Raw genomic sequence first — 14,079 nt, forward strand, 5'->3', positions numbered from 1 at the left:
CGGCGAGCGCGCGCACCAGGCGGGGCGCGTAGTACGACGGGCTGCTCCTGTTGTCGCCTGCGCCGAACTGAAGGCTGAGCGAGCCGAGGGTGACGCCCTGGAGCGGGCCCGACACGTCGGTCTCCTCGCCGACCTCGCCCCAGAACTCGACCTGCGCGCAGACGGCGGTGGCGAATGCCTCGCTGACCACCGGGTCGGCGGGCATGCCCTCGGCGTCCGTGTCGTAGAACGCCGCGAGCAGGAAGTCGGCGTCGAGGAGCTGTGACGCCTGCGCGAGGAGGCGTTCCGCGCCGGCGGGCGGATCAGTGCCGAGATACTCGGCGAGCTGTGCTGTCGTCGCGTACACGCGGCCGGGCATGCGTCACCCCCAAATGGCGTGCAGATAGGGCGGCTTACGCGTCGCCGTAGCGCTCGACGAGCTGGTCCTTGGTGAGCGTGTCCAGCTCGTCGTTCTCGTCGGCGTCCTGCACCTGTGCGCGCGCGTACGCCAGCCACTCGGATTTGTTCGCGCTCTTGGACGGCCGGCCGTCCTGCTCGTCGGCCGGGCCCTTGTCTTCCGGTGCGGCCTCGGTGTCGAGGCGTTCCCAGTTCGGGAGCATCTCCAGGCGCGCGTCCGGGTGCTCGTACTCGACGACATCGCCGGTGTTGTTGTTGCGGTACTTCGGCATGAGCCCTCCCGGGCCAGATCAGGGCAGGCATGCGGAGGGGCGCCAGGCCGTCACGCCCGGCGCCCCTCCAGCCACCCACCACCCCAGTGAGGATCAGGCCGCGTCGGCGCCCTTGATGAGGACCGCGCGGTTCGCGTCGAGGGTCTTCGTGCCGTACAGGCAGTCGACCGACACGACGGTCTGCTTGTACTTGATGTCGTAGTCGTAGACCACGCGGAGGGCGAACCCCTTGTAGTTCATGATCGTGGCGTCCTGCGCGCCCGGGGGGACCTCCAGCGTCCGCGTGACGAGCGCGAACGCCGTCTTGTGGAACGCGACGTTTTCCTCGGTCGTCGGCTGACCAGCCGCCGGAGTGCCCGCCGGGCCCGGGATGTTCTGCGTCATGTACGGCGCGAACCCGGAAGCGTTGGCGCCGAACTGGGCCTCGGTCAGGCCCACGGTGTCGCCCCGCTGGTCGGCCGCACGCCAGATCTTCTCGGCCGTCCAACGTGCCTTGGTGCGAGGCCCGACCACGACGCGGCGCTCCGCCGCCGGAACGCTCTTTGTGTCCAGGAGTGCCCCGGCCTCGATGAGAACCCGGGAGTCGGACCACGGGTACTTCCCGGCCGGGTAGTTGTAGTTTTCCCCGTCCGTGTTCTCGGAGACGGGGCCGACCGTCTGAGAGATGTCGTCGCGCAGTGCGAGGAGGTCGCGGTCGATCTTCTGCGCCATGGCCTCCATGGCGGGGTCGAGGAGCTGCGTGGCGAAGTCGTTGATCTCAAGCGTGAGCTGCTCGGTCGTGACCGCGAATGACACGTCGGGCAGGTGGTTGAGAACCACCGGGAACCCGGACTCCGTCGCGTTCTGGGGCACGATGCCCGTGGCCCGGTTGAACTCGTTCGCCGTGAACGTCGCGGGCTTGCGGACGGTGATCGTGTCGCCCTGGCTTCCTGCGAAGTCGGACTCGTAGTCGCGGTGTACGAGCTGCGCCATGTGCGTGGTCTCGTACAGGGTCGCGAGCGCGCGCGTCGCGATCAGGTCGGGGGTGAGGAACGTGTTGGCCATGAGGGGCCCTCTCTACGGTCAGCCAGCGCGCGACTTCCGTCGCGCTTCCCGCTGGGCATCGATGCTGTTCGTGGGCGTGCGCTTCTCGGTGCTGCCGGAGAAGTCGCTCGATGTGCGCGCGGGCGCCTGGCTCGCGGCCTTGAGCTTGGGGTTGTCGGTCACGGCCTGCTTGATCGCGGCGTTGACCTTCTTCGCGAACTCCTCGTCGCCCGGGTCGAGATCCCCGATCGACTTCAGGAACGTGCGGGAGTCGGTGAGCGCGTCCGGGTCGGCCCCGTGCTTGGCCGCACCCCGATAGACGGCCAGCTCGACCGCGGTCTCGCGGTGAGCAGCGGTCGCCTGCTCGATCTGCTGCTTCAGCACCGCCGGATCCGGAGGCGTCTTGTCGTCGTCCTTGATCAGGCCGAGCGCCTTGCCGAGCTCCTGCACGATCTCCGTACGTGCCTCGTCCGCCGCGGACTTCTTCGCCGTGGTGCGGGCCTTCGCGGCTTCACCGTTCGCCGTCTTCAGCTCCTTCTGGAGCCGGGCGATCGTGGCTGCCGGATCGTCGTCGCCGTCCTTCTTCGCGGGCGGCTTCGGCTTCGGCTTGTCGTCCTTCCCCTTGGCGTCGGAATCTCCAGCGTCGTCGTCGCCGGTCCCGCCGGCGTCGTCGTCTCCGGAAACGTCCGTGCCCTCGTCGCTACCGCTGTCGTCGCTGTCGGATCCGGAGTCGTCTCCGTCCCCGCCGTCGGCGTACAGGTAGGGGGCGAAAGGGGCGTGCCCGTAGGGGTGTGCCCACCCTTCGCCGTCGAGGGCGCGGTGGCGGGCGAGAGTTCGCTTGTTCATGCGTGCACTCCTGGTGCGCGTAGAGGTGGGCCCCGCACCCGGCGGGACCTGTCTGCATGCCGGAGCGCGCCAGGCGCACCGGACGTGTGTGGGCCCGGATCCGGGCATGAAAAAAGGCCCGCACCAGGCGGGCCGTGAAGTGGGCTGATCTCAGCCGAGGTTGACCGGGCGGGCCTTCGCGTAGCCGCGCACCCACGCCGTACGGCGCAGGTCACCAGCGGGGTACGGGCACGTGGACGGCGGAGCCTTCTCGCGGCCAGCGGCCAGCCCTTCGCCGAGCGCGCGTACGAGCTGCTCGCGGGGCATAGCGGCCTCCGGGTCAGAGTCGGTTCTGCTGGTCACTCCGGGCCTTGCGGGCGGTACTCGCGGCGTCGCTGGCCTGTCCGGTGACCATCTCGGTGTACTCGGCCAGAGTAGTGCGCGGGTTGTCCGCCCACCACCGTTTCAGGTCTTCTGAGGCGCGCGCGTAGGCGACGTGTGACGGGCCCGTGAAGAGGCTGCCCGGGTCGATGCCTGCGGCCTTGGCCTCCCGGCTCAACAGGTAGCCGTTCGTGGCGTCCTCGGCGGCCATGTACTGCGCCCACACGTGCTCGTCGTACATCTCCCGTATCTGCTTCCGGGTGTACGCGCCGCGCGCCGTCTGCTGCTCCGCCTCCCGCTCGGCGATCCACCGCTCCGTCGCCGTCATGCCCGCATACGGGTCCGGGAGATCGTCGACCAGATGCGACCAGTCGTCGACGTCGCCGAGCGGGCCGAGGGCCTCGTCGAGGGCGGCCCGGTCGGCGAGCTGGCCCTCGACCGTGTGCGCGCCGGCTGCCGCGGGCGCGGGCTCGGGCGGGTAACGGCGGTCGAGCTCGGCGGCGATCCTCGCTGCGGCCCGTTCGTCCGCGTACCGCATTGCCCAGCCGAGCATGTCGTCGCCGAACGGCGCCAGATCCGCGGCGAGTTGCCCGGCAGGGAACATCGCGGCGAGCATCTGCCGGCGGTCGGCCTCCGCGGCGATCGCGGAGAGCTGGTCGCCGCTGGCGGTGGCCGCGCGCAGGCCGAGGGCCTCATCGGACATGCCGACCAGCGTGGTGTCGATGCCGGGCATGCCGGTGTCGAGGTCGCGCCGGTCGAGTTCCGCAGCGATCCGGAGCGCCTCGTCGGGCCCCATGTCGCGCAGTGCGCGCCCGAGTTCGTCATCGGCAAAGCCGGTGAGGTCGTCGACGAGCCGGCCGAGCGGCCGGATCCGCGCGAGGAGCGCCGCATGGTCGCGGCGATCAGCCTCGTCACGGACGCGGGCGAACGCGCGGTCGTCGAGGGCGCCGGAGCGCATCGCCTGGCCGAGCTGCGTGTCGCTCATCTCGGCCGGAGTCCGGGTGTCGCCCGCGCGGAGGCGTGCGGCCTCGATGGCGTCCTGCGGCGGCCGCGTGCCGGTCGACAGGTTGGAGGCGCCGGGCTGCTCGCGGTAGCGCTTGCGCATCAGCTCCGGGTGGTTGTCCAGGTGCTCGCGCATGGACTTCTGCCAGCCGCGCACGCGCGCCTGTGCGGCCCGCTTCGCTGCCGGGTCGACGGCGGATGCGGCGCGCAGCTTGTACTTGCGGATGTGCCGCTCGATCTCGCGCTGCCGCTGCGTCGCCTCGTACCCGTCCGGATCCGTGGCCGCATCCTTCGGCGGCACCGTGAGGCCCGGCAGGTAGGCGCCCACGGTGTGCCTGCAGTTCGGGTGTTGCAGCCCCGCCATACGCGCCTCGTCGACGGTGCCAGCCACGTCGACGCGAACCATGCGGCCGTCCTCGGTGGCGTGCTCGACCTCGACCGTGCGCCGCCCCGACGGGCCGGACAGGGCGAGGATCTTGCCCTCCCACGGGCGACACAGCGGGCACTCGTGCGGCGAGTTCGAGACGATGACCAGGTCGACGCCGGCCGCGGTGAGCTGGTCGGCGTGCGCCTCGACAGCGGCCCGGCCCACGGCCGTACGCGTCGCCATCTCCGCATAGGTAGGCATCGACCACGAGCGCCCGGCCCGGTCCATGAACGAGGCGATGCCCCGGTCGGTGAACCGCTGCACGGCCTGCTGGGTGGCCTGCCTGCGCGTGTCGACGCCCATGAGCGGGGTCGCCGCTGACTGCGCGATCACCTGCCGGTAGACGTCCTCGACGCCGCGGAGGATCCCCCGGTGCGAGGCGGTGACAAGTTCGTTGGCCTCGATGGCGAGGCGGTCCACGCGGCGGGTGCCCGGCGTCTCCTCGGCGATCCGGCGCGCATCGTCGTCGTGGAGCGCGCCGAGTTCGAGGATGCCCGCGCGGGCGCCCACGTTGTACGCCTCGGCGACTGCGTCATGGATCTCCAGCGAGGTCGCCTTGCCGAGCTCGTCGACGACCGCCTGAGCGCCGCGGCGCAGGGCTTGGATGTCGGCGAGCTTGGCCTCCATCCAGTGCGGTGCGTCGATGCCGTCGGCGAGCCGTCGGGCCACCATGGCGAGGAGCCGCTCCTCGGCGGCCGCGTACAGGTCCCGTACCCCCGCGGACAGGTCTTCGGCCATCCACGGGGACACCGGCATCCCGTACCCCCTACGGCAGGTCGCCCATCTGCATCGGGTCCGGCACCGCAGTACCGGACTCGGCTTGGATGAGGGCGACTTCGGCCTGTACCTGCTTGTCGTCCCACTCGGGATGCACCATGCGGACGAGGGTGTCGGTCGACGTTGCCTGCGCGCGGCGCAGTACGTCCGCCGTATTGGCCAGGCTGAGCGGATCCTCCTGGACGGAGTCCTCGAACTCGATGTTCGGCCGCTGCGCCTGCACGCCGGTGCCGAACACGAACGCGTCGACCGCGAGGAGCGCCTCGACTGAGTGCGCCAGTTCGGGCCGCCACCGGAGGATCTTCCGGCCGCGCGTCGTCATCGAACGGCGCTCCTTGGCCACGGTCTCCGTCGCGGTCACCGCGATGTCGCCGCCGAGCCCGAACGTCTGCCCCGAGTAGCCAGCACTGCGGAGGATCTGGTTCACGAGATCCTCGGCCGTGTCCCGATGCTCCTGCACGCGGATTGCGAACTGCGCCACCGTGAGCTGCGTACCGGAGTCGCCACGCGCCAGCATCTCCAGCCCCGCGAACGCCTCTTGATCCGGATTCCACGACGCGCCGCGCCCCGGTCCCTGCGACTGGAGGTACGCATTCGGCACGAGGATGCGGCCCTTGCCGAGGCGGATGTCCCGCATCCACGACGAGTAGGTTTCGTCGAGCGCGTCCATCAGCGGCTCGACGCCGTCAAGGTCGGAGCGGCCGAGGTCGGCGAGCCGCGGCCGGCACCGCCACCGGCGGGACGCCTGGTTGGGGATGTACGACACGTCGAGCAGGGGGTAGCCGGTCTCGATCGCGCCCTGGTCGTTGACGATCTCGGCATAGCCCTCGGTCGCCGGACTGTCCTCCAGCGGCACCGGCCGGCCGAGCTTGTCGCGGGTGCCCTGGTAGAGGCCGTGGAGGATGACGCCCGGCTCGTGCCGTTCCAGGTGGCGCCAGACTTGGCCGTCGTCTTCGCCGACTACCCGCCAGAACGTGACGGCGCTGAGCTTGCCCCACGTGAACTCGGGGACTGCGCGGTCGGCGTGCTCGGCGACGAGCCAGGGACGGTCGGCGATGTCGATGTCGTAGACGGGGCGCAGGTACACGCCGCCGAGCGCGGCGCCGACTTCGGCCGCGGTCTGGAGGGTGGCGAGCATGCCGTCATCGGCCAGTTCGTCGAGCCGGGCCTGCGTCGCGGTGTCCTCGACGACGAGCTTCGGCGGCTCGGAGAACAGGAGGTCGGCGGATCCGCCGCAGAGGTCGCCCGCGATCGGCACGTGCATCTTCGTACGGCGTTCGCCGGGCGCGGTCGGGGTGCCCCACCACCAGCGGGCAATGCGGCCCACGACGCCGCCCGCGTACTGCATGCGCTTGGGGTCGGGGCCGCCGCCGGTGCTGCCGCCGTAGAGCTGCTCCAGGCGGTCGGGGTCGCCGGACCACCAGGAGTCCCAGGTGTGCATGGCGTCGAGGGCGGGACCGAGGTGCGGGGGCGGCCACACGGTGTCACTCGTGGGCAGCGGCATCCGACACCTCCTCGGTGAGTTCGGCCTCCAGTTGGCCAGCGCAATCGCGGAGGAACGCAATGAGTTGGCGCCGTACGTCCCGCTCGGTGACGGTGCCGTCGATCACCGGTACCGCGAGGTCGCCCCAGTGGCCTTCGTGCTCACCGACGCGGACGTGAACGGGCATGCTGATCTCTGCCGCCATCAGGCGCGCTCCCGTTCCATCAGTAGGTTCGCCATGCCGAGCCACGACCCGGCGAGGTCGTCGAGCCGCTCCATCAGGACGAGGTTCGTTTCCCCTTCGGCGTGCCGTAGGAGCCGGGCCGCGTTTTCGATCGCCGCCTCCGGGGTCATCGGCGGTGGCTGTTCTCGGCTCACGCGGCGACCTCCAGTCGGGTGGGCAGGTAGGGCCGCCACAGGGCCTCGGTCGTACGGATGCCGTATCGGAGCGCGTCGCAGCTGTGGTCGTTGTCCTTGATGGGCTTGTCCTCGCCGCGCTCCGCTGCCGCGTCGTCCCACGAGTAGCCGGGCAGTTCGTCGATGAGGCCGCGTGCCGACTCGTGTACGGCGAGATCACCGGTCGCCAGGAGCGACGACACGGTACGGATCCCGTCGAGCACGGTGTTGTCGGCGGCCGTCACACCGCTGACGCCGTCGCGGTGCAGCTGCTCGATGTACGACGACGCGGACGGGTCGACGATCGTCCACTCCGGGGCGACGCCGACGACGTTGCTCTCCGGCTGCGGCACTCGGGCCAGCCACGCCCGTCGGGCCTTGCTGTACTCGGCGTCGGTGAGCGAGCGGCGTTCCATCCGCGAGTCCCACCGGAACTCGCTCGCCACGTACAGCCGCGATCGTCCCGTGCCCGGGTCCCGGCCGATGCCGAACAGGAGGTCGGCGTACGGGTTCACGGTGCCGTAGTCGATCGCATCGCACAGCCACCGCTCGATGCGCGGCAGCGTCTTGACGACGTGCTGCTCCGGATCGAACTGCTCGTAGATCGCGCCCTCGGACTGGACCCAGTGTCCGGCAATGAACCGCCGGTACCAGAGGCCGACGTACTCGGCCTTGAGTGAGGCCACGTATGCCGGGTCCAAGGCGGGGTTGTCGTCGAGAGTGAAGTGCCACTGCCTGAGGTCGAGTTCGCCGGCGCGGTCGAGGAACTCCTTCTTCAACCAGTGGCCGGGGTTGTCGGGGTTGGTCGTGGCGAGCAGCCGGGCGCCCTTCACGGAGAGGCGGCCGAGGAGCTGGTTCCAGAATCCGCGCGGCATGAGCGTGGCCTCGTCGACGTAGGCGAGGCAGCACGTCATACCGCGGAGCCGTCCCTCGGCCCGTGAATCGGCGGCGCCGATGAGGTGGATAGTGCGGCCGAGGATCGTTGCGGTGGTCGCGCCACGGGTGTGCACGACGAGCTTTGCGACCGGGCCGAACAGGGCCTCGTCCTGGAGCGGGTCCAACACGTTCCGCTCGATCGTCTGCAACGACCTGCCCACGATGATTATCAGCCCCGAGGCGGGGGCGACCGACACGGCGATCAGGAACGCGACCAACGAGGCGATCGTCTTGCCCGAACGGATAGCGCCGTGCCACACGTTGATGCGCGCCTGCGCGCCCGCGATGGAACTGATCTGCTTCCGTGACAGGGGCAGCGAGTCGAGCATCAGCCCTCCCCGCTGTCGTCCTCCCCAGACGGCTCCTGAGCGGCCAGTCGGGACAGTCCATCGGCCAGCGAGCCGAGCATCGACCGGGCCGCCATGACGTTGGTCTCGTCGACCTCTGGCGGGATCAGCTTCATCGACTTCTCGATGGCGATGCCGGCTGCGGCCATCAGTGATTTCTTGGCGTCCGCGGGCGGCTCGTCGACGTCGTGCTCGGTGTACGTGTTGTCCTTGCCGCCGATGTTGAACACCTTTGAGGGCGTCCAGAGTTGCTCGGTGAGGCGTTCGGCGTCGCCTTGGAGGGCCTCGGCGAGCATGATGCGCCGCTCTTCGAGGTCGGCCTTCCGTGCGCGCGTGGCCTCCTCCGTCAGGGTGCGATCGAAGGACAGGTCCATTCGCGCGGCGTACACGCTGATGGTGCGGAGGCTGCGGCCCATGGCGCGGGCGATGGCGTTGCGGCCAAGGCCCTGCCGGTGGAGTTCCCGGAGCTGCGTGAGTTCGGCCTCGGTGACCGTGTGGGTGTACTGGTTCGGCACAGGGTCACCTCCTCGGGACATGCGGGAGCCCGGCCGCGGGGACGTGTGCGGCCGGGCTCGTCAGTGGGGTCGGTCAGGCTTTCCAGCCGGCGTCGAGGCAGGACTGAGCGAAGGTGTCCGCTGCGATCTGCCACGACCCGTCGGAGCCGCCCGCGCCGCGGGCGAGCACCTTGCCGTTGTCGGCGATGTTCTTGGTGTACGACTTCGGCGCCCACTTGTTGACCTTGTGGGCGAGGTCGAGGCGGGCCTGTGTGGTGTCCGCGCTCTGGTAGTCCTTGGCGAAGTCGTCGCAGGCGAACTTGCCGGCATCGTCGAGCTTGTTCGGGTTGGCCTTCTCGGTGGCGCTTGCCTTCGGCTTGTCGGTGGCGCTTGCCTTGGGCTTGGCGTCGCCGTTGTCGACGGACGAGCAGGCGGTGAGTGCGAGGGCCGCGGTGACGAGTAGGCCGGCGGCGGTGGTGCGGCGGTTCATGGTCCCCCCAGGACGGGTGTGCTGAGGGGCCATCATCGCGGCGTGTGGTGTAAGTGGGAATGCCCGTTGCGGACCTTTTGTGGGTTTGCCTGTTTCCGGGCATGCCAAATCTGCGGCCCACTATGGGGCATGATCCACGCGAACGTCAAGCAAAGTTGAGGTTCGCGTGGAGATGCTCCTGGGGGCCCGGGGTCAAGCCAAAGACACCTGTACTGATGCCAGGCGCTCACGCGTCACGGCAGAGTACGCGGCGGAGTGCTCGATGCCGACGAACGAGCGCCCCTCCTCGAGAGCGGCAACCCCGGTAGTGCCCGCGCCGGTGAATGGGTCCAGCACCGTTCCCCCTCGGGGCACGATACGTACGAGCTCCCGCATCACATCGACGGGCTTCTGTGTGATGTGGCGCCGCCGGGCGCCGCGGGGCTGGCTGCCGGTGAAGTGCCCGGGGAGATAGACGGGCTCGTCGCCGGTGAAGACCGGGCCGTTGCTGCCCCAGACGATGAACTCGCACTCCTGTCGCAGACGGCCAGGCTGGGGCCGCGCGGTGGGCTTGTGCCATACGGCGATGCCGCGCCAGGTGTAGCCGGCAGCCTGTAGGGCGTCGGTGGTGACGGGAAGTTGGCGCCAGTCGGTGAAGACGAGGGCGGCGCCGCCGGGCCGAGTGAGCCGGTGGCATTCGGCGAGGATCAGGGAGAGCCAGGCGAGGTAGGAGCGTTGGTCGCGGTTCTCGCCGGTGAAGTCGCCGAGGTCGTGCCCGTGGTTGCGGCCGGCTTCTGTGAGGTACTTCGCTCGGGCGGTGCGGGCGGTGCGCTCGGTCATGGTGCGGCCGCCGCTGTTGTATGGCGGGTCGCAGATGACTGCGTCGACTGGAGTGTCGAGAGCAGGAAGCAGGGTGAGGGCGTCCCCCGTGTGCAGTGTCCAGTTGGGCATGGTGGCCTTTCGCTGGGTCGCGTGCGCTGGGATGCGAGCGAGTCATTAGCGGTGGCCTGGCAGCGTGATCGTTCTTCTCAGGTAGTTGCCCATTGAAACCTGTTGGAACGCGAAGGCCCCGCCGCGACGGGGGATGCACGGCGGGGCCTCACTGCCGGGCACAACCCGGCGTGCGCGTTCAGTGTGGCGGAGCTACTGCTTCGGCGCACCCGGAACGGGCTTCTCCTCTACGGGGTAGTACCCGCCCCGCGAGGCCCGGTACTCGGTGGCGTTCTCCGTGTCGGTCTCCGCGCGCTTCGGGTCGCGTATCGGCATGTCCTTGGGCAGTGGCACGATGGCGCTCCTGTCTCGTGAATCGGGATGGGTGAACCGGGGCGGTCGGGCGCCTGGCAGCAGTCGGCCGCCCCGGGGCTTATGGGTTGGTCAGCGGCCCCAACAGTTCGAGAGGACCAGGGCGAGCAGCACGAGCACGGCGAGACAGCTCCCGTTGGGGAGCCAGCCGTCGCCGCGGCCGGCCGCGTGGACGTGGTCGATGCCGTCGCCGTCGATGGGCCGGTGGCCGCCGTGCGCGGCATCGCGGTGCGCCTGTTGGTCGGCCTCCGCTTCCGTCTTGGCGTCGCGTCTCTCGGGCGCCTCGGTGCGGCACTGGGCGCAGCGGTACAGGTACGGCACGAGGTGCTCCAGGGGTTGCTACTACGGGCCGCTACGGGTGTAGCGGGGGCTGCTACATGGCTGGTCAGGGACGTAGCTACGGCGGTAGCTACACGTCAGGGGCCGGATCGGTCGCCTCGTCGGGAGAGGGGGCGAGAGCGGCCTCCAGGTCGGCCCGGTACACGCCCCGGTTGACCCTCCCTGCGGCGTTCCGTACGGAGGGGCGGAGGGGCACGCGGAGGGCCGCGAGCTTGGCCTCGACGTCGGCCCGCGACGGGGGCTCCTGCCCCGCCTGCGCGGCCCCCTTTTCGAGGTGCTCCAGGAGGGTCTTGAGGTGCACCCCGCGGGCGTCCCCGATGAGGTGTTGCAGGAGGCCGAGGAGCGGCTCGATCGGGGGCTCCTCGACGGCCTCGGCGTCGGCCCGCTTGGCGGTGCCGCGTCGCTCCTCGACCCGCTCGGCGAACTGGTTGATCGCGGACCGGGGAACGAACAGGCCGACGACCGTGAGGAGCACCAGGGGTACGGCGATGAGGACCCACCCGCGGTAGTAGGCGCAGGCCCACACGGCGAACACGTGCCCCCAGTACGTGGCGGTGGCGCCAAGGCGGGCCGTGCCCCAGGCGAACCACGCCTTCACGGCATGGACCAGGGCGGCGGGGAGCGAGAGAGCTTTCCCGTCCTCCTGCTCCTCCCCAAGCTCCTGCTCCTCGACGTCCTGCTCGGCCTCCTCGACGGGCTCCGGCTCCGGGGCGGCCGGCTTCTTACGCAGGCTGATGTGCATCACTGGAGACCGATCCGCGCGTTCTCGATCGCGTCCGCGAGGTAGGTCCAGTTCCCGCCCGCGCCCTGCGCGAGGTAGAAGAACACCAGCGTGACGAAGCCCAATTGCTTCGTCGACAGCTTCAGATAGAGCATGACGATCGCCGTGGAGAGCGCCAGCGCCGGCATCGTGGCCCCTTTGGTCAGGCCACGCAGGAAGTTGATGACGGTACCGGCCGCGTCCGGAACGATGTTGAACGGGCCGCCCGCCGCCTTGTAGGCGCTGGCTGCGAGCATCGCGACGAGCAGCGTTGTCCACCAGCCGAGCGGCTTGAGCTTGCCGCCGCCCGGGATGCCGACGATGAGCAGCACAGTCAGTACGAGGGCGATGCCGACGGGGCCGAGGTCTCCGAACACGCGATGATCCTTAAGCGGTTGGGGCGTACAGGAGCACGCCAGCGAGGGCAGTAGCAGCGGGAACGGAGGCCATCCAGGCGACGGGCCACCACCAGCGGCGCGACCGCCGGTACAGGGCCAGGCAGGCGAGCCCGACGACGAACCAGAAGATCGACTGAGCGTCGATGGGGCCGTGCGCGTGGATCCACGCGACGACGTCCTCGGCGAAGTCGACCCAGCCGAGCGACCAACCGAGGCCGGCCGCGGCGAGGTTGGCAGCGAGGCGGCGGATGCGGGGCGGGACGTTGTCGAGCGCGTCCATGAGGGACTGCCGCGGGTCGGCGACTGCCGGGTGTTCCTGCTTCGGCTTCTTGGTCTTGGCTCGCTTGCTGCCGGAGCGCGTCTTGAGGCGCGGGGCGCGCTTGCGCGGGGTGGGCTGCTCCTGCGGCTCGTCGTCCTCCGGATCCGGACCGGTGTCCGTGCTGGTCGCAGGTCCGATGGGTGATTCGCCGTCCGGGCCGTAGAGCCGGGTGAACCAGTCGTCCGGATCCGGGGCGGGCTGGAATCCGGCGGGCAGGCGTGCGGGCGCGGCGGGGAGCGGCTGCTCCTCGTCGGCATCCGGGCCGACGCCGTGCTTGCGGAGGATGCCGCGGATGCGCAGCTCGTCGGGTCCGGGTCGGGTGTCGGTCATGGGGTGGGCCTCTCGGCGAGGGCGTCGCGTACCTGCTCGGCGCGCGGCTGGCCAATGCGGAGTGCGGTCTTGAGGGCGCGGATCGAGGCGGGCTGTCCGCGGTGGGTGCGCCTGTACTCGGCGTCGATCTCGCGGGCGCGGTCGAGGAGTTCGGCGGGTACGTCGCCGTCGGGTACGCGGGCGTGTACTTCGTCGCGGGTACGGTCCGCGGCGAGTACGGGTACGGGTGCGGCCATCGGGTTCGGGATGGCGTCGGTGAGCGCGAGGTCGAGTACGAGGCCCTGCTCGTGCACGGCTTCCGGCTCGGGCAGTTCGGGAAGTACGGGCGCGGGGTGTACCGCGGGGTGTACCTGTGCAGGTGGGAACCCTGCTCGGGTCGCGATGCGTACCTGTGTCTCGGAGACGGGTACGCCGTACTCGCCGCACAGGGCGGCGATCTCGGCCGCGGTCTTCAGCGGGTGCGCGGCCCGTACTTGGGTGACGACCTCGAACGGGTCGAGGCGTCGGAGTTCGGCGCCGGCCACGCCGAGCGGGGTGGGCGGGTGCGGCTCGTCGAGTACGGGTGTACTCGCCCACGGCGACACCAGAGGTACGGTCCGCAGCTCCGCCGAGGTACGGCGGGCGGCGAGTTCGAGGAGGAGCCGGTGACGCTGCGCCCCGTCGATCCCGACGCAGGCGCGGGCGACCGCGGCAGCGAGTCGGGCTCGTCCCCACGCACGGAGGTGGCGCCGGGACGCGAGGCGTACGGCGCGCGCGGTGGCCCGGTCGCGGCTGATCTGCTCGGCGGTGCGGTCGCGGGTGGCGAGGCCGAGGCGGGACAACATCCGCTCGCGCAGCTCGCGGCCGATGACGGGGAGCAGCCCGGAGGACAGCGCGGCCGGGCGGGCGACTCGGATCTCCAGGCCCATGGCGAGGTGCCAGAGCATGCCGGCCATGACGGGGCCGATGACGGCGCGGACGGTGCCGCCGACGATGCCGGACTCGGCGTAGCAGGGGATGACGAGCACGGCGGTGATGAGCCACATGAGGACGCCGGGCACGCCGCCGGTGCCCGCCTTGGCGTCGGTGGTGGTCGCGGCTTTGTGGGCGCGCGCCATGATCCCGCAGGCGAGGAGGGCCAGTTCGGCCGCGGCGAACATCGCGGCCCGCTCGGTGGCGTCGGCCATGTCGAGCCAGTTCTCGGCGAAACGCCAGCTCGTGTCGCCGGAGTAAGCGGTGCAGACGAGGGCCCCGGCTGCGGCGACGAGAACGGCGGCGGGCGGGAACCTGAACGCACGGATCGCGTCCGCCGCATGCCACAGGGCCACGGCAAGGAAGGTGACGACGACGACCGCGAACACTGCGGTGATGGCGGCCGGCCAAGGGTTGGCGACCGCCCACTCGGTGAGCTGGTCAACGATCAC

Annotated in this window: 18 protein-coding genes and 1 pseudogene; all 19 read right to left on the reverse strand. The window is 70.5% G+C overall.

Features of this window, described 5'->3' with window-relative positions:
* Positions 1-358 (reverse strand): annotated as a pseudogene (locus OG746_RS26680) (hypothetical protein); the annotation flags it as partial.
* A 34-nt stretch (positions 359-392) separates the two neighbouring features.
* The gene (locus OG746_RS26685) at positions 393-668 is read right to left on the reverse strand and encodes a hypothetical protein (protein WP_266710583.1); all 276 of its coding nucleotides are present in this window, start codon (positions 666-668) and stop codon (positions 393-395) included.
* 93 nt (positions 669-761) lie between these two features.
* Positions 762-1,712 (reverse strand): major capsid protein, encoded by a 951-nt coding sequence (locus OG746_RS26690; RefSeq protein WP_266710581.1) that lies wholly within the window; start codon positions 1,710-1,712, stop codon positions 762-764.
* Between the two features lie 18 nt (positions 1,713-1,730).
* Positions 1,731-2,537 carry a hypothetical protein gene (locus tag OG746_RS26695; protein ID WP_266710579.1) on the reverse strand — a complete coding sequence of 269 codons (807 nt, stop codon included), beginning with the start codon at positions 2,535-2,537 and terminating at the stop codon, positions 1,731-1,733.
* Between the two features lie 150 nt (positions 2,538-2,687).
* Positions 2,688-2,843, reverse strand: a complete 156-nt coding sequence (locus OG746_RS26700) for an Rmf/CrpP fold protein (protein WP_266710577.1) — start codon at positions 2,841-2,843, stop codon at positions 2,688-2,690.
* Between the two features lie 13 nt (positions 2,844-2,856).
* Positions 2,857-5,082, reverse strand: coding sequence for a phage minor capsid protein (locus OG746_RS26705; RefSeq protein WP_266710575.1), 2,226 nt, complete (start codon positions 5,080-5,082; stop codon positions 2,857-2,859).
* A 10-nt stretch (positions 5,083-5,092) separates the two neighbouring features.
* Positions 5,093-6,607, reverse strand: a complete 1,515-nt coding sequence (locus OG746_RS26710) for a phage portal protein (RefSeq protein ID WP_266710573.1) — start codon at positions 6,605-6,607, stop codon at positions 5,093-5,095.
* Entirely contained in the window at positions 6,588-6,791 is a 204-nt protein-coding gene (locus tag OG746_RS26715) for a hypothetical protein (protein ID WP_266710571.1), read from the reverse strand. Before OG746_RS26715 ends, OG746_RS26710 begins: the two co-directional genes overlap by 20 nt.
* Positions 6,791-6,964: a hypothetical protein gene (locus OG746_RS26720; RefSeq protein ID WP_266710569.1), complete on the reverse strand. Its 174-nt coding sequence runs from the start codon at positions 6,962-6,964 to the stop codon at positions 6,791-6,793. The genes OG746_RS26715 and OG746_RS26720 overlap by 1 nt, the downstream gene beginning before the upstream one ends.
* A complete protein-coding gene (locus OG746_RS26725) occupies positions 6,961-8,247 on the reverse strand; it encodes a PBSX family phage terminase large subunit (RefSeq protein WP_266710567.1) in 1,287 nt (428 codons plus the stop codon). The genes OG746_RS26720 and OG746_RS26725 overlap by 4 nt, the downstream gene beginning before the upstream one ends.
* Entirely contained in the window at positions 8,247-8,780 is a 534-nt protein-coding gene (locus OG746_RS26730) for a hypothetical protein (RefSeq protein ID WP_266710565.1), read from the reverse strand. Before OG746_RS26730 ends, OG746_RS26725 begins: the two co-directional genes overlap by 1 nt.
* A 73-nt stretch (positions 8,781-8,853) precedes the next feature.
* On the reverse strand, positions 8,854-9,249 hold the full coding sequence (locus OG746_RS26735; RefSeq protein WP_266710563.1) for a hypothetical protein: 396 nt from the start codon (positions 9,247-9,249) through the stop codon (positions 8,854-8,856).
* Between the two features lie 192 nt (positions 9,250-9,441).
* On the reverse strand, positions 9,442-10,179 hold the full coding sequence (locus tag OG746_RS26740; RefSeq protein ID WP_266710561.1) for a DNA-methyltransferase: 738 nt from the start codon (positions 10,177-10,179) through the stop codon (positions 9,442-9,444).
* 192 nt (positions 10,180-10,371) lie between these two features.
* Positions 10,372-10,512 (reverse strand): hypothetical protein, encoded by a 141-nt coding sequence (locus OG746_RS26745; RefSeq protein ID WP_266710559.1) that lies wholly within the window; start codon positions 10,510-10,512, stop codon positions 10,372-10,374.
* Between the two features lie 90 nt (positions 10,513-10,602).
* On the reverse strand, positions 10,603-10,851 hold the full coding sequence (locus OG746_RS26750; protein ID WP_266710557.1) for a hypothetical protein: 249 nt from the start codon (positions 10,849-10,851) through the stop codon (positions 10,603-10,605).
* 88 nt (positions 10,852-10,939) lie between these two features.
* Positions 10,940-11,611, reverse strand: coding sequence for a hypothetical protein (locus OG746_RS26755; protein ID WP_266710555.1), 672 nt, complete (start codon positions 11,609-11,611; stop codon positions 10,940-10,942).
* Positions 11,611-12,006 carry a hypothetical protein gene (locus OG746_RS26760; protein WP_266710553.1) on the reverse strand — a complete coding sequence of 132 codons (396 nt, stop codon included), beginning with the start codon at positions 12,004-12,006 and terminating at the stop codon, positions 11,611-11,613. Before OG746_RS26760 ends, OG746_RS26755 begins: the two co-directional genes overlap by 1 nt.
* Before the next feature lie 10 nt (positions 12,007-12,016).
* A complete protein-coding gene (locus OG746_RS26765) occupies positions 12,017-12,676 on the reverse strand; it encodes a hypothetical protein (protein ID WP_266710551.1) in 660 nt (219 codons plus the stop codon).
* The gene (locus tag OG746_RS26770; protein ID WP_266710550.1) at positions 12,673-14,079 is read right to left on the reverse strand and encodes a hypothetical protein; all 1,407 of its coding nucleotides are present in this window, start codon (positions 14,077-14,079) and stop codon (positions 12,673-12,675) included. The genes OG746_RS26765 and OG746_RS26770 overlap by 4 nt, the downstream gene beginning before the upstream one ends.

The sequence above is a fragment of the Streptomyces sp. NBC_01016 genome (assembly GCF_026341035.1).
In the GTDB taxonomy this organism is placed as follows: Bacteria; Actinomycetota; Actinomycetes; order Streptomycetales; family Streptomycetaceae; genus Streptomyces.

What these genes read in the sequence shown, in the direction of transcription:
- OG746_RS26755 (WP_266710555.1), bottom strand. Translation starts at nt 11,611, where the DNA reads ATGCACATCAGCCTGCGTAAGAAGCCGGCCGCCCCGGAGCCGGAGCCC.
- OG746_RS26695 (WP_266710579.1), bottom strand. Translation starts at nt 2,537, where the DNA reads ATGAACAAGCGAACTCTCGCCCGCCACCGCGCCCTCGACGGCGAAGGG.
- OG746_RS26765 (WP_266710551.1), bottom strand. Translation starts at nt 12,676, where the DNA reads ATGACCGACACCCGACCCGGACCCGACGAGCTGCGCATCCGCGGCATC.
- OG746_RS26710 (WP_266710573.1), bottom strand. Translation starts at nt 6,607, where the DNA reads ATGCCGCTGCCCACGAGTGACACCGTGTGGCCGCCCCCGCACCTCGGT.
- OG746_RS26715 (WP_266710571.1), bottom strand. Translation starts at nt 6,791, where the DNA reads ATGGCGGCAGAGATCAGCATGCCCGTTCACGTCCGCGTCGGTGAGCAC.
- OG746_RS26705 (WP_266710575.1), bottom strand. Translation starts at nt 5,082, where the DNA reads ATGCCGGTGTCCCCGTGGATGGCCGAAGACCTGTCCGCGGGGGTACGG.
- OG746_RS26740 (WP_266710561.1), bottom strand. Translation starts at nt 10,179, where the DNA reads ATGCCCAACTGGACACTGCACACGGGGGACGCCCTCACCCTGCTTCCT.
- OG746_RS26685 (WP_266710583.1), bottom strand. Translation starts at nt 668, where the DNA reads ATGCCGAAGTACCGCAACAACAACACCGGCGATGTCGTCGAGTACGAG.
- OG746_RS26735 (WP_266710563.1), bottom strand. Translation starts at nt 9,249, where the DNA reads ATGAACCGCCGCACCACCGCCGCCGGCCTACTCGTCACCGCGGCCCTC.
- OG746_RS26690 (WP_266710581.1), bottom strand. Translation starts at nt 1,712, where the DNA reads ATGGCCAACACGTTCCTCACCCCCGACCTGATCGCGACGCGCGCGCTC.
- OG746_RS26725 (WP_266710567.1), bottom strand. Translation starts at nt 8,247, where the DNA reads ATGCTCGACTCGCTGCCCCTGTCACGGAAGCAGATCAGTTCCATCGCG.
- OG746_RS26700 (WP_266710577.1), bottom strand. Translation starts at nt 2,843, where the DNA reads ATGCCCCGCGAGCAGCTCGTACGCGCGCTCGGCGAAGGGCTGGCCGCT.